Genomic DNA, 26,957 nt, shown 5'->3' with positions numbered 1-26,957 from the left:
GTTTATCTCCTAGCTATACGATATCTTAACTTTCTATATAAAATTTTTATTTTTAATAAGACAATATTGGTTGGCCATTTACCCCAAAAAGTAGTTATAAACTTCTTGTCCTTAGTTTTCTTACATAATGAATATATTGCATCAAAATAATTCATATTAAAAGAATTACCTTTGGAATAATGCCATAATTGTAATGGTAGGACAACTACACTCTCTTTTATTGCTTCCATCTGTAGAGCATAATCTGTTGCATATAAATGCCAAGTCTCTCCAATATTTCTAAATCTGATATCATTATTTTTTACAACAAAAAAGCATTCATCAACAGTAGAAACTTTAGTTAGTTTATTTATTCTTTTTACATAAGGACTTATTTTTTGCTTTTCTAATCCATGTAAAATATTAGAAAATAATTCAACTTTTCCGTTATCTCCTATCTTTAACCCTGCTACACCTGCTATCCCAAAATCTTCTTTTTTCAAAGATAAATCAAGCTTTTGTAAGAAATTCTTATCTTCTATAATAAGATCTTGATGAGCAAATATTACATAATCGCCCGTACATAACTCGAAAGCATAATTTAAAGCACTACTTGCAGATTGAAAGTTATGTCTCTTCGAATCAATTAATATTAATTCATAATCAGTAAATTTTTGGTATTTTATAGATTTAATTAAACATTTATTTAGTAAATCCTCATTATTAAAAACGCAAACTATTGAGTACATAATTCTCCCTCTAAATTATTTCCAAAAAGTTGCTTCCCAATTAAAAAAAGAAATGGATTAAACCATAATAGAAATAGTTGTGGATCAATCATGGCACGTATTGCCCAAAGAACTAATACAAATGCTAACACTTGGTTAGTATTTGTAATCTTTTTTAAAATGGCAGAAAATGTTAACACAATAATTAACAATAATACCCAACCATAACAAACTGCAATATTAATATAAGATGAATCGATATAATTATACGTTGTTGGATCAGTAAGCCATGTAACACTTTTTCCAAACATACTCATACCCCATTGCTCTAATCCAAGTTTTCCAAAACGTAATCGCTCACTTAGTAATAAGTTAAGTTTTTCTAACCAATCTCCCCCTGTACCATACTTTAATGTGATCGTAAAGCTTAACACACATGCAATTATATAGCTATAATGTATAAGAAAACTAATAATAGTTTTCTTAAAAAATGAGGGTCGAATTTTTTTTGCAAGGTAATAAAAGATTAATGCGCCTAGGGTCATATAAAATGATAATCTAGTTTTAGTATATGAATAAATAAATATATCAATAAAAATAATTATTAACAATTCTATAAAGTAAAGTTTCTTTCCCTTTTTTAAAAACAAATATTCTAATACTAAAGATAAAAAATAGTTTGGCGCATAAGTTGAAAACGTAAAGCCTAGACAATAACGAGCTCGAAAAAAACCTCCAGCATAACTTGAATCAACTATGTTAGGAATTATCCCTATTAAAGAACTACTAATTATACATATAAGACTAATTATCTGTATGTAAAATGTTAACTCAATTAGTTGCTTAAACTGTAAGTCTGCAGCAAGGTATAATAGAACTAACGTATAAAAAACAAAAGAAGCATTGTCATTATGAAATGAGATTCTCCATCCGATTCCACATACCAATAGTCCTACAATAATATTCACTATATTCAATTTACTTCTACATATGAAAGCAATAAGTAAAATTGGAATTCCAAGTAAATTATAAACAGATATAATAAAATAAGGATGTAAAGTATCCTTAAAATAAGTAGATGTAAAAATCCAAGAAACTAACCACGGAATATATGCAATAAAGAAAATATACTTATTAAATAAATTTTGATTTGGTTGTTTAACCATGTACACTAACCTCTCGAAAAACTAGCTAAGTCCCATTTTTTTGACTAGTTGTTCTAATTTTTTATTAAACAAATTATTATTATCTTCTTTAGAAACTTGTTTGCTTTTAGTTAAATTATTATAATCAAAAATGTTTTTTTTAAGATCTTTTATGTTCAAAACTAATAATATATTTTGCATAGTGGAACTTATTTTCGACGCAAATTCAACTTGATGGTTATTTATATGTTCATCAAACCTTACCTGCCGTGGTACAACAATTGGAATTTTTTTATGTTGTAAAGACATAATCATAGTTGCTGGTCCCCCGTGCGTAATAACTATTCTTGCTTTTTCCATATAACTATTCATCTGATCATAATCTAAGAATTTATAAAAGGTACAATTATGAGGATGGTATGTACTATAACCACCCTGAATTATAATTTCATCCTTCAACTTATAATTATCTTTTATAATCTCTAATTCTTTCATTAGTCTATTAAATGGCTGTTCATGTGTTCCAACAGTAACAAAAATCATTGCTATGTCTCCTTAAAAAATAGATCCAAAATTAATAGCTTTAGGATAAACTTTTTTTGCTTCTTCCCACTGCACTATAAACTTATCAGCTATTGGATAAACTAATTTACCAGTTAAAGTTGGTTTGTCTATTCTATCAAAAACTTCTATATAGATAAGTTTTGCTCCCATTAATTTACCAATATAAAAAAAAGGAACTGCAACTGCAGCACCAGAAGAAATAATTAAATCTGGTTTTTCTTTTTTTAAAACCTTAAAAGCTAAAATAGTATTTTTTATAAGATTCTTAAAATTTCTATTAGTTGGGAAATAACAATTATAAACTTTTTCATTCTTTAACAAACTATTTGCATCTTGCTTGTTAAAAGTAACCCAAAACCTTTCTTTATTATTCCAGAACGGTTTTAACATATATAGATGGGCTAAATGACCACCACTTGACCCTACTAAACATACTTTCATTTTAATTTTCTCCTTTTAACGATACTAGGATATCTCTAATAAAACTTCTTTTGTAATCAAAACTAGGTAAAAAATAAACTTCTTTAAATAGATTAGAAAAAGTAAGCTGTTCAATTAAATTAATTCTAGAAGAATTCCTTTTGAGAGCATAGTTTATGTAGTTTAAGCTCTTTAAAAACTTCTCATTACTAGCATAACTTTGATACGTGCTTAATTCACAATTTAATTTTTTTAATAACTCAAGTCTTATAGCTTTACTATTTCTAACCGTATTTTTTTCAATTGCAAAAGTACTATTAGAATGTTGCCTCCAATATATTAATTGTTGATTACATATATAGAGAGTTCCTTTGATAATTGCCGATCTCCATAAAAAAGCATCATGATTAAAGTCTTTATTCCAATAACGCTCTATTGAATCAAAAAAATTTTTTTTGAAGCAAAATGTGCAGCCAGGTCTCTTAACTTTCATAAAATGCTTATTAATTTTTAATTGTTTGACTGCCAATTTAACTGTATTTTTAGGGTGCATATTGGATGAATTGGAAAAAGAAATATAATCAGATACTAGAACATCGATGACGTTATTCTTAGTCATGATATTATACATAACCTCAATTTTATTGGGCATCCATATATCATCTTGATCACAAGTAAATATGTAATCGCCACTACACATTTTTATTCCATCAAAGAAATTTTTTCTCCATCCTTTATTTTTTTTATTTTCTACTAGTTTCCATGATTTTTCTAAACAATTCTTTTTAATATATGTTTTAATTAATGTCCTACTATTATCAGAAGAAACATCATCACATATAATTACTTCATCAGCCTTTTTTGTTTGATTCTTTATTGAATCAAGTTGTTCTTGAAGAAAGACACTACCATTAAAAACCGAAATAACTATTGAGATTTTCAATATCCCACCTCATAAATGCTGAGTTTTATAACTTGATCTTTATTGACCGTTTTTCGCATATTTTGCTTCAACTGCGGCTTTTTCATCTTTCCACCAATCTTGGTGTTCAGTATACCAATCAATCGTGTGTTGTAAACCGGTCTTGAAGTCAGTAAATTCGGGCTCCCAACCGAGTTCAGTCCGGAGCTTCGTGGCATCAATGGCATAACGTAAATCGTGTCCAGGACGATCTTTAACATGGTCATAAGCATCTTTAGGTTGGCCCATTAACTCTAAGATCATTTCCAGAACTTCCTTGTTGTTCTTTTCACCATCGGCTCCGATCAGGTAAGTTTCACCAATCTTCCCCTTGGTCAAAATATCCCAAACCGCCCGTGAATGATCATTAGTGTGAATCCAGTCGCGGACATTCTTACCTGAACCGTAAAGCTTAGGGCGAATACCGCTCAAGATATTAGTAATCTGACGGGGAATGAACTTTTCAATGTGTTGGTAAGGACCATAATTATTGGAACAATTAGAAATCGTCGCCCGTAAGCCAAATGAGCGAACCCAAGCCCGCACTAATAAGTCAGAGCTAGCCTTCGATGAAGAATAAGGACTTGATGGTCGGTACGGTGATTCGGGAGTAAACTTTTCTCCTTTTCCTTCACCATGACCGGGTAAGTCTTCCCGTAATGGTAAATCGCCATATACTTCATCCGTCGAAATATGATGGTAACGAACGTCATACTTACGACAAGCATTGATTAAAACCGAAGTCCCAACAATATTAGTTTGGATGAACGGGGTTGGATCAATCAAGGAATTATCATTGTGACTTTCAGCAGCGTAATGCACAACGGCATCAGCTTTGCTTACCAACTTATCAACTAAGTCTTTATCACAAATATCCCCGACTACAAGTTCAACCTTATCTTTTGGTAAACCATCAAGATTGGCAGGATTACCAGCATAAGTTAGTTTATCTAAAACTGTAATGTGTTCAACTTCCGGATGGTGGTTAACAACATAGTAAACAAAGTTGGAGCCAATAAAACCAGCTCCCCCGGTAACAATAATATTTTTAAAAGTTTCCATAACGACCTCGCTTAAATTTCACCATAAACAAATGGGTTGTCTTTTTCAAATTCAGTTAAGGTTGGTTGTGCGGCATCCTTTTCAGAAGTAATGGCCTTATCAAATTCAATTGGCCAGTCAATGTTTAATTCTGGCGTCTTAAAGGAAATTCCCCCATCTGCTTCTGCATCGTAATAGTTATCGCACTTGTAAACAAAGTTAACGTTATCAGTTAGAGTCAAGAAGCCATGCGCAAAGCCCCGCGGAACCAGAAGTTGGCGGTGATTACTTGCTGATAAAATATAACCTTCCCATTGCTTGTATGTTGGTGAACCCTTCCGTAAATCAACAATTACATCAAGGACGGCACCGGTAACAACTCGGATTAACTTTGTTTGCGCTGCCTTTCCCCGTTGAAAGTGTAGTCCGCGCAAAACGCCCGCCTGCGTTGAAAGTGATTGGTTATCTTGAATAAAGTTAAAGTCAATCCCAGCTGCCTTGAAGTCACGATCAGAGTATGTTTCTTCAAAGAAACCCCGGTGATCACCAAAGACGGCGGGTGTAATAATTTTGACGTCTTGTAATTTTGTTGTTTGAACGTTTAATTTTCCCATTATCTGTTCACTCCTAGTCCTGTTGTGCTAACCGTAATAGGTATTGACCATAGTCATTCTTCTTTAATGGTTGAGCAAGTTCAACTAATTGATCCTTATTAATGTAACCCATCCGATAAGAAATTTCTTCTAAGGAAGCCACTTTTAAGTTTTGCCGCTTTTCAATTGTGGCAATGAAGTTTGCTGCCTCGAGCATTGAATCATGGGTGCCAGTATCTAACCAGGCATACCCACGACCCATTAACTTGACATCAAGTTTTCCTTGACGCAGGTATTCCTTATTAACGTCCGTAATTTCAAGTTCACCACGGTCTGATGGTTTAATATTTTTAGCAATATCAACTACTCGATTATCATAGAAGTAAAGACCAGTCACTGCATAATTACTCTTGGGATGAGCCGGCTTTTCTTCAATAGATAAAGCATGCATTTGATCATCAAAGTCGACCACGCCAAAACGCTCTGGATCATTGACATGGTAGCCAAATACCGTGGCACCATCAGTTTTTTTTGCTGCTGATTGAACCAATTCAGACAGACCGGCTCCATAATAGATATTGTCTCCTAAAATCAAACAAACACTATCGTCACCAATAAAATCTTCTCCGAGAATAAAAGCTTCGGCGAGTCCATTTGGCTGATCTTGCACCTTGTAGGAGAAGTTCAAGCCCAGGCTGGACCCGTCACCCAATAATTCTTCAAATAGTGGCAAATATTCCGGTGTCGAGATCACCAAGATGTCCCGAATTCCCGCCAGCATCAAAGTCGATAGTGGATAATAAATCATCGGCTTATCATAAACAGGAATCAATTGTTTTGAAATACCACGTGTGATGGGATAGAGACGGGTTCCTGACCCTCCAGCTAAAATTATTCCTTTTGTCATTCCTTACTCCCCCTTCATTTAATAAGATCCATTTGGCCTAATTATTATTTCAACTGTTTTCCAAATGATCCATAAATCAAATATAAAACTAGCACGTTGAATATACTGGATATCTAATTGAACCATTTCATTAAAGCCAACTTCATTTCGTTCTGTTGCTTGCCATAACCCAGTACAGCCAGGTATCACAAATAAACGTTGCTTATCATATTCACTATATTCTTCCACTTCCGACGGCAGTGGTGGCCGTGGACCCACTAAACTCATGTCTCCTCTCAAGACGTTTAGAAATTGTGGCAATTCATCCAAACTATGCTTACGGATAAAATGCCCCACTTTAGTTATCCGTGGATCATCTTTCATTTTAAACATTGGACCTTCAACATCATTATGTTCTTTTAGCTTAGTTAACATTTTATCGGCATTTACAAACATCGAACGAAATTTATACATTTTAAATGTCTTACCATTTTTTCCTACCCTTACTTGTTTATAAAAAATAGGTCCATGATCTTCAGTCTTAATTAAAACGGCAATAATTATCATTAGAGGGCTTAAAAGAACTATTCCACATGTAGCTGCTACAATATCAAAAATACGTTTTATACCATGGTAGACAAAACGTGATTTTATTTTATCTTTGTTAAGTAAAATAGCTTTACTTTCCAACAAATTCATCCCCCATTATCTTTTCTATTTATCTGCTCCCTCTCCATAGCCATAGCCATAGCCATAGCCATAAGCTGCATCACCATCGGCATTAACATCATTCATTACATAACCTAGCAAATTAGCCTGTGCTAAGTTAAGAAGCTCAACAGCCCGTTTAACCGCTAATTTTTGGGTTTGTCCCTGCTTTACAACTAAGACAACCGCATCCAGATGACGTGACAGGATTTGCGTATCAGTAACTTCTAACATTGGTGGTACATCCACGATCACCATGTCGTAAATGCCTTTAACTGTATCCAGTAATGTTTTCATCCGTTGTGAGTTCAATAATTCCGCGGGATTGGGTGGAATCGGACCGGCTGTTAAGATATCAAGGTTATCAACCCCACTTGGTTGAATAATTTCCCGTAAATCAACAGAATTAGTGCCACTAGTTAAAATTGTCGTTAATCCGTGCTGATTACTCTTATTAAAAGTAGCGTGAAGGGTTGGTCGCCGTAAATCTGAATCAATTAATAATACTCTTTGTCCTGTTTGTGCCCATACTACGGCAACGTTATCCGTTACGGTAGACTTCCCTTCACTTACATTGGCCGAAGTCAGCGCCAAACTCTTGATTGGCTTATCAATCGCCATAAAGTTAATGTTGGTCCGAATCGTCCGGAACTGTTCAGAAATTGGGCTCTTTGGATGAGCAACGGTAATCAATTTTGCCCCATTATCCATGGTGTCTGTTGATTGTTGTTGTGTTCGATGAAATAATGACATATTCTCTCCTCCTTAAACCCGACGATTACCGTTATTTTGGCGCCGACTTTCTTGATTATTAACTTTAAAGTCCCGACTCATCTCAATATGGTTCACATGACCCAGATTAGTTAATCCTAATTCATTAGTAAGATAATCGTCATCATGCACACTAGTATCCATTAAGTCTCCAATCAAGATATATAAGAAACTAAGGATTAAGCCTAATACAGCACCAGCTAAGGCGAATAATTTCTTATTCGGGAACGATGGTTCATCTGGTGTGCTTGCCCGGGAAACAATTGTCACATTGTTAACACTCATGATCTTCTTTATTTGTTGCTTAAAGACATTAGCAACGGTATTAGCAACCACTGCCGATTCTTGCGGATCATCAGTTTTAACTTGAAGTGAAAACACTTGCGAATTTTGCTGAGTTGAAACACTAATGGCCTTTTTTAATTCATCGGTTGAAAGACTATAACTCTTACCACCACGTTCAACAACTGCCGGTTGGGCTTCTTTAATTAGTCGGCGCGTTCCATCCGCGTTACGACGGTATTCTGCCGGTTGAGCCGGCTTGATAACACGAACTGGATTTTTCAGTTGCTTACTTGCCTTACTCAAAATCACTTGGTTAGTAATAATATCCTTATAAGTGTTAATCATTTGGATATCCGCTTGCTGATTATTATAGGCCTGACCATTATCGTTATTTTCATGCTTTTGGTTAACTAAGATTTCGGTCGTCGCCGTATACTTTGGTACCACGACGAACTGGGCGACGACATACCCCAGTATTCCGGCCAATAATGTCCAGATAATTAACATCTTAATATGTTTACGACAGAGCATCATTAACCGATGCAAATCAATTGTATTATTCGCTGTTTGTTGTGAACTATTCACGACTTCTACTCCTCATGTATTAATTTTTTAGACTATTTTGTAACAAGTTGGTGATCCGTTGCTGCTCACTCGTCGGCACCACCTCAAAGGCTTGACCATCTTCATTTTGGCCTCGTCCTTGCGCATGATCTTGAACGATGTGTTCGTTTGTATCACGATAACTTTGCGCTAACCGCATCATATCATTGAAGGTTAAATCAGTTTGTGAATTATCAGATACTGACCGTAAGAATGATCGGTTAAGGACTGTCTTATATGAAACGGACTTCTTAAGCAAGTCCATAATTACTAACCGTTGCCGTTGTTGTCGGCCATAATCGCCATCAGGATCGTCGTATCGCATTCGACTGAATTGAAGGGCTTTTTTTCCGTTCATATGGTAGGTCTCACCCTTTTCAAAGTGATAGCCTTCATAATCAAACGTCAATGGTGACTTGACATCAACTCCACCGACTTGGTTGATTGCCCTTTCCAAACCACCCATGTTAACTAACACATAGTAGTCAATTGGGATATTGAAGTGATCTTGAATCGTATTAATCGATTCCTTGACTCCCCCATAGGTATAAGCAGCATTGATCTTTGCTGGTGAATATTGCGGATAGCCAGGTAAGTTAACCTTCATATCCCGGGGAAGACTAACAATCGTAGTGGTCTTCGTCTTTGGATTCAAGGTCATTACCATGATCGTATCCGTTCGGCCCTTATAGTCCCGACCAAGCGCCCCGGTATCAGTTCCTAACAGGAGGATCGAGACCGGTTTCTTTTGGTCAAGTACCTTTTGCGCATCCCGTGACTTGGTAGCACCCGCGCTACTATACATATCATCGGTCGTTGATTTTAGGTTGTGCCATGCCATCCCCGCAAAGAACAGGGCGACGAGGACTAATATCCCTACAACTGACCAGAAGATCTTCCATCCCCGGTGACGTCGATGATGTCTGTGGTGGTGATGGTGATGTTCTGGTTGTTGCATACCATCATCATTATTATTCAAGGGTCGATTATTTTCGTCTGACATAAAAAATTTCTCCCATTTTTGACTAACGCCGTAATTAAAAAAATCCACTAGTGCAACAAGTTACATTACTGGAAACCTACACTAACAATTGTAAATAACGAGTTGTGAACTTTTTTAATATCAGTTGTCAGTCAATCAAATTTATAATTACTTAATACATTATTAAGAATGTAACATCAATAGTCAAGGATGAATTTCATAACTTTTTCACATTTTCGTCAAATTATAAAATTCGTTATTGTTTTCTTTATGATTATATCGGTTTCTTAACGGGTAAATAACGAATTCTGATCGCTAATCACCTGTTTATTTCATTTTAGTTACAAATTCAAATTTGAAAATTTTGCCTAACAAAAAGCGCCCAGGAAACTTTCCTTAGGCACTCACCGTTCGTTACATATATTCATTAAGCTTCTCATTATACTTTATCAGCTCTGACATACTAGCATCTTTTTCGGATTCAACAATCTGCGTGGAAACTCGGTTAGCGGAGTCATCCATTTGCTCACCTGGAAAATAGCGACTTTCTTAACTATCTCTACCACCACTGTCCCCGCGTTCAACAACGATATTTGATTGCCAAACTCAACCACCACTTGAGTGACCGGCAGATTGCAGATGAGTACAGTGTCAGCCGAGCAGCCGTTTCGCAATGGCGGCGCAGAGTAATTACCCGTGCCCACCAGCTTCGTGCTAAAATGAAAGGAGAGTTTTGAGGTGAGAATGTGGAAAAACATGAAATCGACCATCAAGCTAAGTGGCTCCATATTAAATATGATGGCGAAGATCGTGATGATGAGTGCGTTAATGAGCTTAGTATTTATCAGAACGCTGACGAGCCTGAGCTGCAAATGCTGGTGTCAAATATTGATTTTGATAATATCAGCCATGATAATACTTTTGCATTAACAAAAGAAGACGCGAGGGTATTGATTGAGTATTTAAAAGATTGGATTAACTAAAAAAACAGGTCTGGATTGCTCCAGTGACGTGTACCCCCAGAGTTGGAAATCAACTCTGGGGGTACACGTCACAGGCCTGTTTTTTATTCACTTACTTGATCTTTTCCCGATCAAAACTTTCACCCAACATCTTCCAATAATCCATGATCATCGCAAAGTCGATGGGGCCCTGAATTCCGAGGTCGAGTTGGGTGATCTTTTGTAACTCGTTACTCAACAAAACCCGGAAGTCAGTTAATTTAATAATCGTCGAATGGGGCATTGGTGGTACCAGACTAAGGACGTGATCCATGAGGTCTTCAATCAAACCAGCATAGAAGTCCATTAACTCATCGCTTGGCACAGCAGTTGGCTCTAATAAGTGGTTCCGTTCGTTATTAAAAACCTCATACCACCGTGCCATGGAGTTCCAGTAGGCATTATAAAGGCGTTTACTTTCCTTATCAGCGTATGCTAACTGATAACGACTTAAAACTTTCCACTGTTCTAACAAATCAACATAGAGTGATTCATGAGGATAAGCCGCGTCTTCCCGGGTTTCCTTAATAAAGCGTGCCAAATCATCAGTCATCTGAACCGGTGTTTTCATTTTCATTTCTCTCATTTTCCTTTTACATTAGTTTGTTGAATGGTGATCGGTGGTTTTTTAGTTAATCTTTCCCATAAAACTGCGCAGCTGCAATGGCCCGTTGCCATCCCCGATACAAGTCAGTTGCCTCTTGTGGATCCATCTGCGGATCAAACTGGTCGCCAATCCGTGATAGCTTTCGTAACTCATCCTGGTCTTCCCAGAAATCAACGGCCAATCCAGCGAGGAAGGCTGCTCCCAGGGCGGTTGTTTCTTCCATTGCTGCCCGCTTAATTGGCGTTTGTAAAATATCGGCCTGGAACTGCATCATAAAGTTGTTCCGTGATGCTCCCCCATTAACCGTCAGTGCTGTTAATGGTAACTGGGTATCCTTAACCATCGTATCGACAACATCTTTGGTCTGGTAGGCGATTGCTTCCAAGGTCGCGCGAATGATATGTCCCCGCTCAGTTCCCCGGGTAAGACCAAACATTGCGCCCCGCACTTCCTGATCCCAGTACGGTGCGCCCAATCCCGTAAAGGCGGGGACAACATAAACGCCGCCTGTTGTCTTGGCATCGACAGCCATTTGTTCGGACTCGCTTGCCTTATTAAACATCTTAAGGCCATCCCGCAACCATTGAACGGCAGAACCGGCCACAAAGATACTCCCTTCAAGCGCGTAATGAGTTTGTCCGTCCAGGCCGTACGCAATCGTCGTCAACAAGCCGTTATCCGAAAGCGTGGGTTTTAGTCCCGTATTCATGACGATGAAGGCTCCAGTCCCATAGGTGTTCTTGATTGAACCTTTATCATAGGCTGCTTGACCAAAGAGAGCCGCCTGTTGATCACCAGCAATCCCGGCAATTGGAATCTGGACACCATAGAAGTGGTAATCACCGGTATAACCGTAGATTGCTGAACTTGGCTTTACTACTGGCAGAAGCGACTGCGGAATCTCAAGCAAATCAAGGATATCTTGATCCCACTCGAGAGTATGGATATTAAAAAGCATCGTCCGGCTAGCGTTAGTCACATCCGTTGCGTGGACCCGCCGTCCTGATAATTTCCATAGTAGCCAAGTATCGATGGTCCCGAACATTAAGTCACCCTTCGCCGCTTTTTCTCGGGCACCAGGGACATGGTCAAGAATCCACTTGATCTTGGTGGCCGCAAAATATGAATCAATCACTAAGCCAGTCTTCTTGTGGATCATATCCTTATAACCATCTTTAATCAATTGTTCGGCAATATCGCTCGTTTGCTTTGATTGCCAGACAATTGCGTTATAAATCGGCTTACCGGTATGGCGATCCCAAATAACCGTCGTTTCCCGTTGGTTAGTAATCCCAATCGCCGCAATCTTATAGGGCTTGATCTGGGACTTAATCATTACGTTTGAAATCACCGACTGAACGCTATCCCAAATCTCCAGGGGATCATGTTCAACCCACCCTGGCTGCGGGAAGTATTGAGGAAATTCTTGTTGGCTGATCGCAACCTTATTTCCGTCATGGTCAAAGATAATCGCCCGTGAGCTCGTCGTTCCCTGGTCAATCGCCATGATATATTGTTGTTCACTCAATTATATTCATCCTTTCGCTGCTAATTGCGAGCAGTTTCTACCTATATAATGGGAAGAAACTTGATGGATTTTAGATCATACAAAAAAGCCACCGTGCAAAGACTGAACTGCCTCCCCCGATGACTCTCTTGTTGTTACTTGTCGCTGACCATCTTACCAGCTACACTATAGCGGTCTTTGCGCATCTCATTCAACACGATATGCACCCGTTCGGCAGGAACGTTGGCATCCTTTGAAATTGCTGCTGTAACATCCTTTACGAGAGCCTTTAACTGCTCATCGGTCCGGCCTTCAATCAAGTCAATATGAACTAATGGCATAATCCGTGCCTCCTTCTAAATTCATTTAAAATCTTACCATAATAGCGCTTTTACGGCAATTACATTAACGAAAAATATTTTAATTAACGCCGCGCAAGGTTTCACGAACCTCTTCGGCTGCTTTCCGGTCCCCCGTAAAGAGGATATGATCACCATACTCGATAATCGTATCACCATGCGGATCAATTGGCTTGCGCTTCCGGAAAATCCGACTAATCGTAATATCATTAACAAATGGCAATGTATGCAGTTCACGTCCAGTATAACGTGAATTAAGAACGGTTGCTTCATATAGTCCGGCTTCGGTATCGGTTAACATCCGCAAGATCAATGGTGATTCAATCAAGGCACGCAGGACACTGCTTTGAACATTGAAACTATTAAAGATTTCAATCCCTTTTTCACGAAGCGCGCTGACATCTTTTGGGTCTAGCCGCGGATTATTTTGACTGGCAATAACCCGTTTTACTCCATGTTCTTTGGCGATCTGAGCTAAACGTGCTGACTTATGATCATTTAAGAACCCAACAACAACAATATCACAATCAAAGTAGCCTCCCTGCTCCAGGGCCTCCGCGTCAAGAGTCGGGAGATACTCTAAATGCTTCACCTGACTATTATAGGTCTTGAAGTTATTTTCATTGTCCGTCACCATCCGCACGTCATACCAGTTCTTATATAATTGTTGGGAAATCGGAACAGTTAAGGTGTTGGTTCCGATAAAATTAACCCTTTGCTTGATCAAATCAGATTTTTCAAGCTTATACATTGAATTGAAGACGATTGGCGCAATGATACAGATAATTACGGCGGCCAATGTAAAGGCATCCGATTGCGCACCAGTAATTGCATGCAAATTCCGCGCAACTTCCAAGGTTGGTAATACCAAGGTAATCGTTGTCGCTACTAAAAAGCTGCCGGCAAATGAATTACGGGGCTTAAAACGCCGCCGATAAATAAACATGGTTGGCAATTTAGCAAGTAAAAAGCCGATGACCAAAATCGGAATCAGGGCGAGTGCTTGGTGGTTAGCAAATAAATTCTTCAAGTCAAGGCGGTCACCCGTCATGATAAAGAAGAACGGAATCAGGAAACCATAACCAATTGAGTTTAACCGGTCTTCAGTTGCTTCACTAGGCTCAAGCAGTTTCATGACCATCCCGGCTAGGAAGGCTCCCAGGATATTTTCTGCTCCCACCGTTTCGGCGATTGTTACTAAGGCAAAGATCAAGAAGAAAGCTAACCGAATATCAAGTTGAGTGGTTGATTTGGAAATTTTATTAAACCAAATAAACGGTTGCTTAAACCGCCGCAAGAGGAAAAAAGCTGCCAAGAAAAGGAAGACAATTAAGCCCAAGCGTTTGGCATTGCCCCCATTAATGGATGCATAGAAGGTCAATGCAAGCATCGGGACCACTTCCCCTAAGACCGCCGTCAGTAGTAGGGTCTGCCCCACTGGCTTTTGTAAAATATCCTTTTCCTTTAACGTCGCGATAACAACTCCGAGGGCGACGGTTGAAAAAATAATTGTTGCTAACAAAATATCGCTAAATAAGTGCAAACTGCTAATAATTAAGGCAATCACAAATGAAGAAATAACAATGAGGCCAAATGCCTGTGAAGCCATAATTACCGGCGACTTACTATCACGCTTTTTCCCGGGCGTTTTGCGGAACAGGTCAAAATTGATCTCCATCCCAGACAAAAACATTAACATAATAACCCCCATCGACGACATCATATTGAGGGTCCAGTTGGGGTTAACGATATTTAAGAAACTTTTTCCCAGAATAATCCCCGTAATAATTTCAGCAATGGCGGTCGGAATTGAAGAAACTTTAAACCGCGCCATAATAATAGGAATAATTAACGCCGCTAACATAACGATTAACAGTGATAATTGTTGCATATTTTCTTTCTCCCTTCCTATTTTATACAGCAATATTATATACTTCTTAACTTGAAATTAAAATATTCTAACTAAATCGACTTAAATCGTGGTTCGCGGTACAATTAATATATTACACAAAAGGAGAATTTATTATCTATGGGGAATAAATTAACTGCATGTACAAGTATATTAATTGGAAAGGATGCTAGTATCGACGGCACGATCATGATCGGTCGAAATGAAGATGCTAAGGCTGCCTGGCCCAAGCACATGGTTGTTCACCAGCGTGGCGAAATGCCCAGTCACTTCATCTCTAAGGATACCCGTTTAGAGCTTGACTTGCCAGAAGAAAGCGCTCGGTATACGGCTACTCCTGAATGGACAGATAAAGACGGGCTGTTTGAAGAAGATGGGATTAATGAATATGATGTGGCAATGAGTGCGACTGAAAGTGCTTATTCTAATCCCCTCGTCTTGGGCTATGATCCGCTAGTTGAAAATGGGTTAAATGAAGAAGCGATGATCACCGTGGTGCTACCATATGTTAAGACGGCACGTGAAGGAGTCCAACGCCTTGGTAACTTGATCGCGAAGTACGGAACCGGCGAAACAAACGGGGTACTTTTCGCCGATAATGATGAAGCATGGTACTTCGAAACCGGAGCAGGTCACTACTGGGTTGCGCAACGGATTCCGGATGATTCATACGCGGTGGTCGCCAACCAACTGGCAATTCAAGAAATTGACTTTAATGATACGAATAATTTCATGTTCCATCCCGGAATTCAAGAATTTGTTGAGAAGCATGACTTAAACCCTGATCCAGCTACTTTCAATTTCCGTAAAATCTTCGGGACAGCTGACCGGTCAGATGCGATTTACTCTGAACCGCGGGTATGGGTTGGTCACCAAATGTTTAGTCCCCGGCAAGCAACGGAAGAGACACCAGAATCAACCGAACTGCCATTTATCATGAAGCCGGACCATAAGTTATCGATTTTTGATGCCCAGAACTATCTCAGCAACCACTATGAGGGAACCGAATTCGATCCCCTTGGTCACGGTGAGCACGCTCATAAGTACCGGCCAATTAGTTTAGCAAAGACCCAAGAGTCACATATTTTACAGATGAACCGACCGGGCGCTAATATTCACTGGTTAGCAATGGGAGTCGCTGCCGAAAGTACCTATGTGCCATTCTTCAACGGCATTACCGATACGCCAGCCCCGTACAAGCGTGGGAAGCTACCGGCTCAGCTCAACTCTGCTTACTGGATTTTCAAGCATGCCAGTGTGCTAGTTGACAGCCACCTACACGATTTTCTTCCATTATTACGGGATGTTCAGAAGGAACGAAACGCCGCGGCCATTAAGATGATTGCGGAAACTGATCGTCGCCTCCCAAGCCTCAAAGGAGAAGCACGAGCAACCTTCTTAACGCGGCAAAGTGACGACTATGCGACCGATACTTTGAATGCTTATAAGAAGTTAAGCCTTGAATTGATTACCAAGATGACTGATTATTGTGAATTAAACTTTAATACGGATGAGAATCTGTAAGACAAAAAAGAAACAGCTCCTAAGTTGGAATTTCCAGCTTAGGGGCTGCTTTTTGTAGTTTTACTTCTTCAAATCCTCGTTTATCTTAATTTTGATGATGTTTTTCAACTGCCGTAACTAGTTCTTCCAATGATTGACTTCCAAAAATAACTGGGTCATCATCAATCATCGTCGCTGGAACACTCATAATCTTCTTTTCTTTTCGTAATTCTGGGAAATGCTGCAAGTCAATCATTGTGGCAGTAATTCCCACATTCAGAGAAGCCATCCGTTGACAAGCCGCAACAACATCAGGACAGAAATGACAAGTTAAGGAAACGCCAATCCGAATCTTAGTCGGCGCAAGTTTCTTAATTCGTTCTACCATTTCTGGTGCAATTGTTTGTCCAGGACCGGCAACGTTGTAGACACCTAGAACTAAGGAGTTTAATTCGTGACCAGTTGGAATCCCCGCATAATGTAAGCCAGTATCATTACCATCCGCATCAAGCAAGCGCAATTGTGGTAAGTACTTTACGTCCGCTGGCGCCGGTTTAGTCTCCATCTGCAGGTGCTTATCAAGTGAAGCAAATTCTTCAACAAAGCTAACTAACTGATTGCTAAGCTCTGTCCCATTGGTTAACACTTGGAGTTTAATATCCTTAGTCAAACGGGCAAAGATTGGTTGTAACTGTTGGTCAATCTCAGCTGGCAGCCAGTTTCCTTCATGCGGCGTGGTGTTTTCTTGTTGACTAAGTTCGCTTGTCTGTCCCACGGTCTTAGCAGGCTTTTTATTAGTTTCTGCATGAATCGGGATACCTTGCTTTTCCTTTTGCAAAATAATGTATCGTTCTGCAGCAGTAGAAGCAACCGCCCCATCGGATGCAGCTGTCACGATCTGGCGAAGATTTTTATGGATAACATCCCCAGCAGCGTAAACGCCATCGATGTTTGTCTTACCATTTTCATCCGTCATGATATAGCCCCGATCATCCAAATCAAGGATATTAGCTAATGCTTTCGTTGCTGGTTGCGTACCAATATAAATGAACATCCCAAATGTCTGGTCACCATCATCGACATGGTAAACCGTCTCTTCGCCAGTCTTATTATTAACCAAGGTAGCAGTAGTAAGGTAATCATCCCCACTAACTTCCTTTACCTCAGTATTGTATTCCACACTAACTTTAGGATTATCCAAGGCACGCTTAGCAGTCAATACAGGACATGTAAAATGATCGCCACGAACTAAAACAGTAACGTGCTTGGCAAAGCGGCTCAAATAGTCAGCTTCTTCAGCGGCCGCATATCCGCCACCAACGACAAAGACTTGAAGACCGGTAAAAAGTTCGCCATCACAAGTTGAGCAATAAGCAATTCCCCGTCCACGGAATTCATTTTCACCGGGAAAACCAACTTTTTTAGGGTTAGCACCAGTCGCAATAATTACGCTTCGGGCAGTATATTTTTGACCACTCTTGCCAATCAATGTCTTAACTTCACCAGTAAGATCAAACTTTTCAACCGCATCATGTTGAATTTCAACCCCAAAGCTAGCGACCTGGCTTTGCATCTGGTTCATCAATTGAGTACCGTCGACTTTTTCGACAGCTGGATAATTATAAACCACCGAGGTCGTTGTTACCTGACCGCCGACAGTATCTCCTTCTAAAATCAACGTATCCAAGGTTGCGCGTCCAGCATATAAACCAGCAGATAATCCCGCTGGTCCAGCACCAACGATGATTAAATCATATAAATGTTGTTCTGCCATTTAGCTCACCAAATTAAAGCTTACCAACTAGATCAAGACTTGGCTTAATTGAATCTTGGCCTGGCTTCCAGTTCGCTGGGCAGACCCGGTCACCATGTTCACGAACAAATTGAGCAGCTTGGAGTGTCCGTAAGATCTCATCAGCACTCCGACCAATTCCCATGTTATTAATTGTGTAGGATTGGATAATACCATCAGGATCAACAATGAAGACTCCCCGGTATGCTTGACCAGCGTCTTCGTCAAGAACATCGAACATCCGGGCTAACTTACCAGCTGGGTCAGCAAGCATTGGATATTTGATCTTGCCAATCTTGTCAGAAGCCTGAGCCCATGCCTTGTGGACAAATTCGGTATCCTCAGAAACAGAGTAAATCTCAGCGTTTGCTTTCTTGAAGTCTTCGTGCTTATCTTGCAAAGCTTCCAATTCAGTTGGACAAACAAATGAGAAGTCAGCTGGGTAGAAGAAGAAAATACTCCACTTACCTAAAACATCCTTCTTGGATACTTCGGTTGTTTCACCGTCATGATAAGCATTTACCTTAAAATCTTCAATTTCATGTCCTACAAAGTTCATGTATATCCTCTCCTTAAATTAGAATCATTCTTAACTGCAACTCTTAGTATAATCTTTTTATGCTAATTTGCAAGTAATTTTAGAATAATTCCAAAAAGATCAAATTTCCTTGCCGAAGATTTTCGTCTTAATCACCTGTCCAGTTGGGGTTCCAGCCAGTCCACCGAGGCCTGTTTCCCGTAAATCAACTGACATTGACCGGCCAACCTTATCAAGAGCAGAAATACATTCATCGGCCGGAATCATACTCGTACAACCAGCGAGTGCCATATCAGCTGCAATTAACGCGTTCCCAGCTCCAATCGCATTTCTTTTAACACAAGGGATTTCTACCAAACCGGCAATCGGGTCACATACCAAGCCTAACAAGTTACTAAGAGCAATTGCCAATGCTTGACTGCTTTGTTCTGGACTACCACCCGCTGCTTCAACAGCCGCCGCGGCAGCCATTGCCGATGCTGAACCAACTTCTTCTTGGCAGCCGCCTGTCGCGCCAGCAATTCCCGCATGATTGGCAATAATTAAGCCCAACCCACCAGCAGTAAATAAGAAGCGAATCATCTGATCTTCACTAAGGCCTAATCGTTGTTCTAACATAAAAAGAGCGCCAGGAAGAGTCCCGGATGAACCGGCAGTCGGGGTTGCGCAGATGACTCCCATTGCTGCGTTAACCTCGTTAGTTGCGATCGCATTTTCCACGGCAGCCATCATAACATCACCAGAGAGGGTCTTTCCTTTTGCACGATATTTTTTCAGCTTAATCGCTTCGCCTCCAGTTAAACCAGTTTTTGACCGAACTCCCAGCTCATTTTCACCTTGTTTAATTGCGGCTCGCATCGTCAGTAAGTTTGATCGCATCCGTTGCCAAACTTCTTTTCGATTGCTACCAGATTCATGACATTCTGCCTCAATCACTAGTTCGGACAATGCTTTTTGCTGAATTTCTGCAGTTCGCACTAAATCTTTAACACTTTGATACATCGCTCTTTCTCCTAAAGACAAATTGCAGCCGGGTACTTCTTTTCAAAATAAGCAATCGTCGCTGGCTGCATCGGTTTTTTAATATCGTAAACATAAATATCACAATCATCTGCCCGTAATACTTGTCGCCGGGTAAATGGTGCTTTTTCTTCCAAATCAGTATTGATCGCCAGTGCATTGGCCATCTGTTTACTATAATCGCGAAAGATAACAATTGGTAAGGGACCCGCTGGTAAAATATCAACACCATCAAGGTTAATAGCCCTAATTTCAATTATCCCGCCACCGATCGAACAACCAGCAACCGTTACCCTCGTCTTATCACCAGTCATTTGAAGGATGGCTGTGTTAGGATGGTGAATCGGGCTTTCACCCTCTTCTTCAACAAAGCGAAGGTCCATTCCTCCTTGGCGAGCAATCATTGGCGCCGATGGAACTCGTGAATCGTCTGGCGCAAATCCTAGCAATCCCGCCGCAATTGCATAGTCTGTTCCATGACCACGATGCGTCCGAGCAAAAGATCCATAATAGTGAACGGTTACTTTAGGTGGAACCGTGCCAAAAAGTTTATTTGCGACTCGACCAATCTTGACCGCCCCTGCAGTATGCGAACTAGAAGGACCAATCATTACTGGTCCAATAATGTCAAAAACACTTTTATAGTTATTTTTCATGTTGTTGTTCCCTTAAAAATAAAATAGAGGTTGAAAGAAAAATCATGTTTTTCTCAACCTCTTCATTATAATTACTTTTTCTTTTTATGAAAGTCAAGAAATGACCAGAAGCCGCGATGACCACCAGATTTTTTCTTCGGTTTCTTTTCTGCTTTTCGATCTTCTTTGGCAGCCTTTTCAGCAAGTGCTTTTTGCTTGGCGAGAATTCCCGCTTTTGCCGCTCTTTTTCAGCCTCTTTTCGGGCTGCCATTGCCTTTTTAGCCCGTGCTGCCCGTTGCTGAGCAGCTTCTTTCATTAATTGTGGCCGCGTTCCATTGTATCAAACATTGTTGCCACCTTAATAGCTGTCTTATTGGCTAAGGCTTGATCAGTATTTGAAGCCACTTCAATATTATGGGCTGCCGTAATCTCACGTTCCCAGTATTGTTGTGTCTTAATAGGTAAACCAGCAAACTCCTGGCTCCGTAAGAACTGACCTGCTCGTGATAACTGCATCTTCAACGAATGCTTATCCGTTTGCTGACCATTTAATGCTTTTCGCGAATTATAAATCGCTTGATCAACAAGGTCGACCATTGCTTGTGGTTCATTATATCCCTCTTTATGCTCTTGAAGGACATCCTCCCCCATTCTAATGGCTTCATCATAAAGACCCTTAGAACGATCAGTCCCATTAAAGTATTTATATGTTTGCCTTACACGTACTTGATCAGCTACATCTTTACTTAGTTGATCAAAAACTACTTTTTCGTTCATTAGATTTCCACCGCCCGACTTTACTCGTCTACTATTCTTAGTATAGCAGTTATTGATCGCGAACGAAGCTAAAATGTCAATTTTTTAGAAGATTATCGGTGAACTACTCGGCCATAAATGACCGAGCTTCTGGGAACACGAAGTAGTATTTAGGATGTTACACAAGTATTCTTGCTACCTAACTTACAGAACTCCGTTCTTTTACCAAGGCTAGTTCCTAGCCAACGGCTTTTAATCCTTTTTGCAAGATGTTAACTGCCGCATTAACATCTCGGTCGTGGTGAACGCCACACTTTGGACAAGTCCATTCGCGAACTTCAAGTGGCTTCTTGCCACTGTTAAAGCCACAATGCGAACAGATTTGACTGGTATAGTTTGGTTTCACCAAGACTAGTTGTTTGCCATACCAAGCACACTTGTATTCCAGCATCGTCCGGAACTGATACCAACTAGCGTTAGCGATCGACTTCGCTAAGTGGTGATTCTTTTGGAGATTCTTGGCTTTCAAATCCTCAATAACAATCACGTCGTACTGCTTAACTAGAGCCGTCGTTAGCTTGTGGAGGTAATCCTTGCGCTTGTTGGCAATTCGTTGTTGATAATGGGCTTTAACAAGTCGGGCGCGTTGCCAGTTCTGATAATCATTGAGTGCTAACTTGGTATCTTGGTGGTTGTGATTCCATTGGCGAACGGCAACGGTTGCCCGGTGGCGCCGCTTGCTGAATTTACTTTGCCACTTCGTTACTTGATGTTCTAACAATTTAGCGTTGAAGGTACCGTACTTGACACCATCAGAACTAATCGCAAGGTCGGCCAGGCCTACGTCAAGCCCGACCATTTGCCCCGTTTTCGGTAACCGTTCAACGGTTGTTTCAACTTGCAGGGAGAGGTAGTAACGACCCGTCGGGTCATAACTGACCGTATAACGCTTAATTTTGGCCTCACCAATAAGAGTCGTTTTACTCGTGCGTATACTTCCGAGTTTTGGTAATTGTAATCGCCGCTTGGCAAGTACCTTGCACGTTGATCGGCCAGTGTAGGCCTGATAGGCCACATGGCGGCTCTTAAAGCGGGGATAGCCACCTTGGTGCTTAAACAATCGTTTAAAGGCCTCGGTAAGATTATGGTTCACCACTAGGAAACTGGTGGAATCACTTTCCTTGAGAAAGGGATATTCACGCTTGAGCTGTTTCAAGAGGTAGTTCATACCATACTCATTGACGAAGTGGCTACTGGGATTGTTTTGGTAACGCTCCTTAGCCATACTGAGCATTTGGTTCCAAACGAAGCGGTCATTACCAAACATTTGCCATAACTGATCCCGTTGGGATTGGTTAGGGTACAAGCGAAGTTTGATCCCTTTAATGACCTTGTTCATTCTAGTTCCACCTCCTTTTTCTGTTGATCATCAATGTACTTGGCAACGGCTTGTTCATTAACGGCCCCAATACTTTCAACATAGTAACTGGGCGACCACAAGTGACGGCCCTCCTTTTTCCAATAGCTTCGCTGTAATTCCGGACATTCCCGAAATAGCTGATAGGCAGTACCGCCTTTCAGCCAACGAACAATATTCGTCACCGATAATTTGGGTGGTGCACTCACTAACAAGTGCACATGGTCGTCCTTCCCAATTTCCATGTGGGCAATTTCAAAGCCATATTTAGCGGCGATCTCATGGATAATCCGTTTGAAGGCGATCTCGACCCGACCGGTAAGGACTTTGTTTTGGTATTTGGTTCCCCAAATAATGTGGTAATTAAGGTTGTAGACCGATGTTCGGCCATATGTAAGTCTGTTTGTATCTTTCATACCAACGATTATACCATAATTCACGTTTCCCATATACGCCCGTCGGGCGTAAAAAAAGGGGGGGCAATTCATCACGTTCTTAAAAGAACGTGTTTCCTTGCCCCTTTTCAAAAAGGAGGCTGAGAAAAAACTTTGTTTTTTCAACAGCCTCTTTAATCTATACGAACATTATTTAAGATATCGTGGAACTAGCTTCGCGTCGTAACCACAAGGCTCAAGTCTAAGTCCGAACGATAATCAGCCCGTGCCGTGCTAATCACCGTTCTATCCTTAGCCCACCGCCTTGTCGAGAAGGTTAATTCCCACTCACTCCTTATTACCAACTAGCCTTACGAACACCAGGGATTTGACCCTTGTGTGCTAGTTCACGGAACTTAATCCGTGACATTCCAAACTTACGCATGTAAGCATGTGGTCGGCCATCGTAACGATCACGGTTGTGAAGACGAACCGCACTAGAGTTACGAGGAAGTTTGGATAAACCGATGTAGTCGCCCTTCGCCTTTAATTCTTTGCGCTTTTCAGCGTATTTCTTTACTAAAGCTTCTTGGTGATGTAATTTAGCAATCTTTGACTTTTTTGCCATTAAGTAGTTCTCCTTTTATATTAAAAACTTTATCTACTATACAATTACTATTTAAAATTAAAACATCTGCGAACTCTTTTCATTTTAATATTATCGCTGATACTTACAAAAAATACAAGGATTTTGCATTACTTTTTGACTTTTCTTAACCATTTAATTTTTTCGCGTATTTACGGTATTCGTCAGCATAATTGTATTGATTATTATATTCAGTTAAAAGTTCATCATCATGGGTATAAGCCCGTCCCGTCACCATCATCTTCTTGTAAAGGTCACGGTATGGCAAATCACTCTTATCGGCAATTTGTTTTTCCTGATCGCGACTATATCCAATATGACGGAAGCTAGTTTCAGCTAAACCAATATCGTCTACTTCCAAAATTAGATAGTGGGCCCGCAAATCACGCTGGAGAGGTTGCCAGTGGTTGAATGGCTCGCCGACTGCTCCGGGATTTAAAACCATGCGTTCATCACTCCCATACCGCAAAAGGTCATGGTGAACATGGGCATAAATGGCAATATCAACTGGTTCGCCAGCGACGTTAAACAACTTATCAAAATTTTCACTAGCTTGCGTAGGAAAAAGGACTTGGCCCATATTAAGCCACGGCAGGTTATGGGAGATACCAAAGTTAAGGGGGCCCACGCGTTTCGTCACGTGCATCGGCCAACTTGCAATTTCATCAACCATTCCGTCAGGGGCATGTTCCGCAACATACTGGGCTAACCGTGCAAAGTAAATGTGGGAAGGACGCTCCATATCCATCATCCCGCGAGCGCCACGAACAACTAGGTCATCCCAGTTTCCTCGTACAATTACTGTTGGCTTCATTTCTTGCAAAATCTCCCAAATTGATTTTACACTTGGGCCTGGCATCAGTAAATCACCAATAAACCAATATTCATCAACATGTTGCGCTATGCTATCGCGATACATTGCCTGCAACGCTGTTAGATTTCCGTGCGTATCTGAAAAGACTGCGATCCTCTTTTTCACAGATGATTTCCCCTTTCTTATCTTCATTAATATATTAGCAAATTTTCGAAAAGGAATGCTAAATTAATTTGTATTTTCAGAATGATTTCCCACATTACAAATTATTTTGTTACAATATACTTTTATGAACAAATCATTTTAGGAGATGATAATCAAAATGGATTCGGAAGTCGCAAGAGGAAAATTTCCTCACGGTTGGCACCGAACTTTTTACACCCTCTGGCTCGGCGCGTTCATCACCGGGATGGGCTACTCGATGACGATGCCGTTTATCTCACTTTTTATTGCAGAATTAGGAAACTTTACGCGTTTTCAGCTCAACATTTACTCCGGACTAGCATTTGGGGTGACCTTCATTAGTCAAGCCATTGTTTCACCGTTTTGGGGCAGTCTGGCTGATCGCAAAGGACGAAAACTGATGTGTATGCGTGCATCGGGAGTAATGGCTTGTACAATCTGTGCAATTGGATTTGCCCAAAGTGTCTGGATGATTATTGGCATGCGGTTCCTTCAAGGAGTCTTTTCCGGCTACATTAATAACGCTACTGCTTTAATGGCTGGCGAAACACCGCATAATAAATCAGGCTGGGTAATGTCAGCGATGACTACTGCGGGGGTGGCCGGCAATTTGGTTGGTCCTTTGCTTGGTGGTTTCCTATCAGGATTGTTTGGGTACCGAATCCCATTTTTCATCACCGGAGCACTAATGTTTTGTGTCTTTCTCAGTACGTGGTTATTGACGGTAGAACATTTTACCCCGATTAAAAAAGAAGCGATGAAGCCAATGAAAGAGATAATTCATAATCTGGATAATCCACCATTGATCTTCGTTATGTTCTTAACCACAATGATTGTTACTTCTTCTACCATGTCAATTGACCCAATTATCAGTTTGTATGTTCGGCAATTGATGGGCGGCCACGGCAATATTGCCTTTGTCGCTGGGATTGTTGCTGCTACTCCAGGACTAGGAACATTGCTTGCCGCTTCAAAGGTTGGTCACACGATGGACCGGATTGGACCAGAAAAAGTATTACAGATTGGGATTCTCACGGCCTTTATCCTCTTTATCCCCATGAGCATTACTAAGTCTCCATGGGCCTTGGCATTTTGGCGCTTCTTGCTTGGGTTAGCAAACGCGGCGTTAATGCCTGCTACCCAAACGGTCTTAACCCTTGACGTCCCAACCGAAGCATTCGGCCGGATCTTTAGTTACAATCAATCTTTCCAGGCTGCGGGTGCGGTGTTAGGGTCAATTCTTGGGTCATTCATTTCGGGAATTTCTAGTTATGAAATGGTCTTTGTCATTACTGGTTTGACTCTCCTGCTTAACTTTATCTTGGTGATGTTGGTTAGACCAAAGAAGCAACTTACAGAATAACTTAAAGAAAAGAGAAAATCATGGTTCAAACAAATAAATTATTAAATGAACACGAAGTAAATAACTTATTTTCCCGGGTTGCCCCCCGCTATGACTTATTAAACAATGTGATTAGTCTAGGAACGCAGAAAATATGGCGACACGAACTTTTTAACCAGCTTCAAATTAAGCCTACCGATAACGCCTTAGATGTTTGCTGTGGAACGGGAGACCTCACAATTGCCCTGGCTAAGCAGATCTCTGCTGGACGAGTAACCGGGCTTGATTTTAATAAAGAAATGTTGGAAATCGCTAAAGAAAAGACAAAGATGATTGGCAACCTCTTCTTAGTACAAGGGGATGCCATGGCGTTGCCGTTTGATGACAATAGCTTTGATATCGTCACCATCGGCTTTGGCTTACGAAATGTTCCAGATGCAGATAAGGCGCTCAGCGAGATTTACCGGGTCCTCAAGCCAGGTGGGCAATTCGTTAGCTTGGAAATGTCGCAGCCGACCAATCCAATTATTAAAGTCGGCTGGAAAGCTTACTTTACGGCCTTTCCATTGATGGCTTCATTAGCTGGTGGACATTACCGCGATTATCAATATTTAAAGAAAACCAGCCAACAATTTGTCTCCGCCCACCAACTGGCGCGGATGATGAAGGCAGTCGGATTTAAGGAAGTCCATTACCAACCATTGAACTTTGGCGCAGCTGCATTACATTTTGGCGATAAAATCGAGTAGGAGATAATTGATTAGTTCGATTATCGACCTCTCACACCACCGTACGTACGGTTCCGTATACAGCGGTTCGACAACTTAATCACATTGAATTGACTGGAGCGTCTTGGACATATTCATAAGTCCGAGTTGTTCCAGTTTT

At 40.4% G+C, this 26,957-nt stretch carries 31 protein-coding genes; 5 read left to right on the top strand and 26 right to left on the bottom strand.

The annotated features are described in order from the left end of the window. Window positions 1–2: 2 nt before the first annotated feature. Genes QOS06_RS08200 through QOS06_RS08145 form a run of 12 tightly spaced genes read right to left on the bottom strand, consistent with a single transcriptional unit; the run spans window position 3 to window position 9,687 of the window. The gene (locus tag QOS06_RS08200) at window positions 3–728 is read right to left on the bottom strand and encodes a glycosyltransferase (RefSeq protein WP_283595766.1); all 726 of its coding nucleotides are present in this window, start codon (window positions 726–728) and stop codon (window positions 3–5) included. Continuing rightward, window positions 716–1,873 carry a hypothetical protein gene (locus QOS06_RS08195; RefSeq protein WP_283595765.1) on the bottom strand — a complete coding sequence of 386 codons (1,158 nt, stop codon included), beginning with the start codon at window positions 1,871–1,873 and terminating at the stop codon, window positions 716–718. Before QOS06_RS08195 ends, QOS06_RS08200 begins: the two co-directional genes overlap by 13 nt. Window positions 1,874–1,894: 21 nt before the next feature. Then, window positions 1,895–2,395, bottom strand: a complete 501-nt coding sequence (locus QOS06_RS08190) for a glycosyltransferase (RefSeq protein ID WP_283595763.1) — start codon at window positions 2,393–2,395, stop codon at window positions 1,895–1,897. Window positions 2,396–2,407: 12 nt separating this feature from the next. After that, window positions 2,408–2,857, bottom strand: a complete 450-nt coding sequence (gene pssD, locus QOS06_RS08185; protein WP_283595761.1) for a PssD/Cps14F family polysaccharide biosynthesis glycosyltransferase — start codon at window positions 2,855–2,857, stop codon at window positions 2,408–2,410. Window position 2,858: 1 nt separating this feature from the next. Beyond that, entirely contained in the window at window positions 2,859–3,779 is a 921-nt protein-coding gene (locus QOS06_RS08180; RefSeq protein ID WP_283595759.1) for a glycosyltransferase, read from the bottom strand. A gap of 39 nt (window positions 3,780–3,818) precedes the next feature. Further along, window positions 3,819–4,859 (bottom strand): dTDP-glucose 4,6-dehydratase, encoded by a 1,041-nt coding sequence (gene rfbB / locus QOS06_RS08175; protein WP_283595758.1) that lies wholly within the window; start codon window positions 4,857–4,859, stop codon window positions 3,819–3,821. 11 nt (window positions 4,860–4,870) lie between these two features. Then, window positions 4,871–5,452, bottom strand: a complete 582-nt coding sequence (gene rfbC / locus QOS06_RS08170; protein WP_003664372.1) for a dTDP-4-dehydrorhamnose 3,5-epimerase — start codon at window positions 5,450–5,452, stop codon at window positions 4,871–4,873. 13 nt (window positions 5,453–5,465) lie between these two features. Beyond that, window positions 5,466–6,338 carry a glucose-1-phosphate thymidylyltransferase RfbA gene (gene rfbA, locus QOS06_RS08165; protein ID WP_283595757.1) on the bottom strand — a complete coding sequence of 291 codons (873 nt, stop codon included), beginning with the start codon at window positions 6,336–6,338 and terminating at the stop codon, window positions 5,466–5,468. A gap of 18 nt (window positions 6,339–6,356) precedes the next feature. Next, window positions 6,357–7,016, bottom strand: coding sequence for a sugar transferase (locus QOS06_RS08160; RefSeq protein WP_283595756.1), 660 nt, complete (start codon window positions 7,014–7,016; stop codon window positions 6,357–6,359). Window positions 7,017–7,031: 15 nt separating this feature from the next. Beyond that, window positions 7,032–7,778, bottom strand: a complete 747-nt coding sequence (locus QOS06_RS08155) for a CpsD/CapB family tyrosine-protein kinase (protein ID WP_283595755.1) — start codon at window positions 7,776–7,778, stop codon at window positions 7,032–7,034. 12 nt (window positions 7,779–7,790) lie between these two features. Next, window positions 7,791–8,666 carry a YveK family protein gene (locus QOS06_RS08150; RefSeq protein ID WP_283595752.1) on the bottom strand — a complete coding sequence of 292 codons (876 nt, stop codon included), beginning with the start codon at window positions 8,664–8,666 and terminating at the stop codon, window positions 7,791–7,793. A 19-nt stretch (window positions 8,667–8,685) separates the two neighbouring features. Beyond that, the gene (locus tag QOS06_RS08145) at window positions 8,686–9,687 is read right to left on the bottom strand and encodes an LCP family protein (protein ID WP_283595751.1); all 1,002 of its coding nucleotides are present in this window, start codon (window positions 9,685–9,687) and stop codon (window positions 8,686–8,688) included. Between the two features lie 509 nt (window positions 9,688–10,196). Here QOS06_RS08145 and QOS06_RS08140 point away from each other — a divergent pair. Further along, complete coding sequence (locus QOS06_RS08140) at window positions 10,197–10,403, top strand: helix-turn-helix domain-containing protein (protein WP_224758160.1); 207 nt, start codon at window positions 10,197–10,199, stop codon at window positions 10,401–10,403. Between the two features lie 9 nt (window positions 10,404–10,412). Next, complete coding sequence (locus QOS06_RS08135) at window positions 10,413–10,649, top strand: hypothetical protein (protein WP_086118374.1); 237 nt, start codon at window positions 10,413–10,415, stop codon at window positions 10,647–10,649. Window positions 10,650–10,740: 91 nt separating this feature from the next. Here QOS06_RS08135 and QOS06_RS08130 read toward each other — a convergent pair whose 3' ends face one another. From QOS06_RS08130 to QOS06_RS08115, 4 genes are all read right to left on the bottom strand, one after another. After that, a complete protein-coding gene (locus QOS06_RS08130; RefSeq protein ID WP_324294750.1) occupies window positions 10,741–11,253 on the bottom strand; it encodes a hypothetical protein in 513 nt (170 codons plus the stop codon). Between the two features lie 46 nt (window positions 11,254–11,299). Continuing rightward, window positions 11,300–12,802, bottom strand: a complete 1,503-nt coding sequence (gene glpK / locus QOS06_RS08125; RefSeq protein ID WP_181462871.1) for a glycerol kinase GlpK — start codon at window positions 12,800–12,802, stop codon at window positions 11,300–11,302. Between the two features lie 134 nt (window positions 12,803–12,936). After that, a complete protein-coding gene (thmT, locus tag QOS06_RS08120; protein WP_003663508.1) occupies window positions 12,937–13,122 on the bottom strand; it encodes a 2-hydroxymuconate tautomerase in 186 nt (61 codons plus the stop codon). A 79-nt stretch (window positions 13,123–13,201) separates the two neighbouring features. After that, window positions 13,202–15,031, bottom strand: a complete 1,830-nt coding sequence (locus tag QOS06_RS08115) for a cation:proton antiporter family protein (RefSeq protein WP_283595749.1) — start codon at window positions 15,029–15,031, stop codon at window positions 13,202–13,204. 138 nt (window positions 15,032–15,169) lie between these two features. Between QOS06_RS08115 and QOS06_RS08110 the strand changes: the two genes are divergently transcribed. After that, window positions 15,170–16,573: a C69 family dipeptidase gene (locus QOS06_RS08110; protein ID WP_283595748.1), complete on the top strand. Its 1,404-nt coding sequence runs from the start codon at window positions 15,170–15,172 to the stop codon at window positions 16,571–16,573. Window positions 16,574–16,658: 85 nt separating this feature from the next. Here the strand turns inward: QOS06_RS08110 and QOS06_RS08105 are convergent, their stop codons facing one another. The 10 genes from QOS06_RS08105 to QOS06_RS08060 form a co-directional block, all read right to left on the bottom strand. Next, window positions 16,659–18,326: an FAD-dependent oxidoreductase gene (locus tag QOS06_RS08105; protein ID WP_228342186.1), complete on the bottom strand. Its 1,668-nt coding sequence runs from the start codon at window positions 18,324–18,326 to the stop codon at window positions 16,659–16,661. A gap of 13 nt (window positions 18,327–18,339) precedes the next feature. Next, window positions 18,340–18,903 (bottom strand): alkyl hydroperoxide reductase subunit C, encoded by a 564-nt coding sequence (ahpC, locus tag QOS06_RS08100; protein WP_003671585.1) that lies wholly within the window; start codon window positions 18,901–18,903, stop codon window positions 18,340–18,342. A 99-nt stretch (window positions 18,904–19,002) separates the two neighbouring features. After that, window positions 19,003–19,884, bottom strand: a complete 882-nt coding sequence (gene sdaAA / locus QOS06_RS08095; protein ID WP_283595746.1) for an L-serine ammonia-lyase, iron-sulfur-dependent, subunit alpha — start codon at window positions 19,882–19,884, stop codon at window positions 19,003–19,005. 11 nt (window positions 19,885–19,895) lie between these two features. Beyond that, a complete protein-coding gene (locus tag QOS06_RS08090) occupies window positions 19,896–20,558 on the bottom strand; it encodes a serine dehydratase beta chain (protein WP_098035608.1) in 663 nt (220 codons plus the stop codon). Next, window positions 20,548–20,853 (bottom strand): hypothetical protein, encoded by a 306-nt coding sequence (locus QOS06_RS08085; protein WP_225430665.1) that lies wholly within the window; start codon window positions 20,851–20,853, stop codon window positions 20,548–20,550. Before QOS06_RS08085 ends, QOS06_RS08090 begins: the two co-directional genes overlap by 11 nt. After that, window positions 20,853–21,314, bottom strand: coding sequence for a hypothetical protein (locus QOS06_RS08080; RefSeq protein ID WP_098035609.1), 462 nt, complete (start codon window positions 21,312–21,314; stop codon window positions 20,853–20,855). The genes QOS06_RS08085 and QOS06_RS08080 overlap by 1 nt, the downstream gene beginning before the upstream one ends. 217 nt (window positions 21,315–21,531) lie before the next feature. Then, on the bottom strand, window positions 21,532–22,692 hold the full coding sequence (locus QOS06_RS08075) for an RNA-guided endonuclease TnpB family protein (RefSeq protein ID WP_086118402.1): 1,161 nt from the start codon (window positions 22,690–22,692) through the stop codon (window positions 21,532–21,534). Next, the gene (gene tnpA / locus QOS06_RS08070; protein ID WP_152715617.1) at window positions 22,689–23,126 is read right to left on the bottom strand and encodes an IS200/IS605 family transposase; all 438 of its coding nucleotides are present in this window, start codon (window positions 23,124–23,126) and stop codon (window positions 22,689–22,691) included. The genes QOS06_RS08075 and tnpA overlap by 4 nt, the downstream gene beginning before the upstream one ends. Window positions 23,127–23,442: 316 nt before the next feature. Continuing rightward, a complete protein-coding gene (gene rpsN, locus QOS06_RS08065) occupies window positions 23,443–23,712 on the bottom strand; it encodes a 30S ribosomal protein S14 (RefSeq protein WP_003667006.1) in 270 nt (89 codons plus the stop codon). A gap of 145 nt (window positions 23,713–23,857) precedes the next feature. Next, complete coding sequence (locus QOS06_RS08060) at window positions 23,858–24,736, bottom strand: metallophosphoesterase family protein (protein WP_283595744.1); 879 nt, start codon at window positions 24,734–24,736, stop codon at window positions 23,858–23,860. Window positions 24,737–24,866: 130 nt separating this feature from the next. Here QOS06_RS08060 and QOS06_RS08055 point away from each other — a divergent pair, with 130 nt between their 5' ends. Then, a complete protein-coding gene (locus tag QOS06_RS08055) occupies window positions 24,867–26,090 on the top strand; it encodes an MFS transporter (protein WP_181462878.1) in 1,224 nt (407 codons plus the stop codon). 20 nt (window positions 26,091–26,110) lie between these two features. Next, a complete protein-coding gene (ubiE, locus tag QOS06_RS08050; protein ID WP_283595743.1) occupies window positions 26,111–26,818 on the top strand; it encodes a bifunctional demethylmenaquinone methyltransferase/2-methoxy-6-polyprenyl-1,4-benzoquinol methylase UbiE in 708 nt (235 codons plus the stop codon). The last annotated feature ends 139 nt before the right edge of the window (window positions 26,819–26,957 follow it).

It is taken from the genome of Limosilactobacillus sp. DJ3M12, assembly GCF_947381695.1.
GTDB classification, from domain to species: domain Bacteria; phylum Bacillota; class Bacilli; order Lactobacillales; family Lactobacillaceae; genus Limosilactobacillus; species Limosilactobacillus kinnaridis.
The sequence above is the reverse complement of the archived record's forward strand: the minus strand, read 5'-3'. Positions and strand labels throughout refer to the sequence as shown.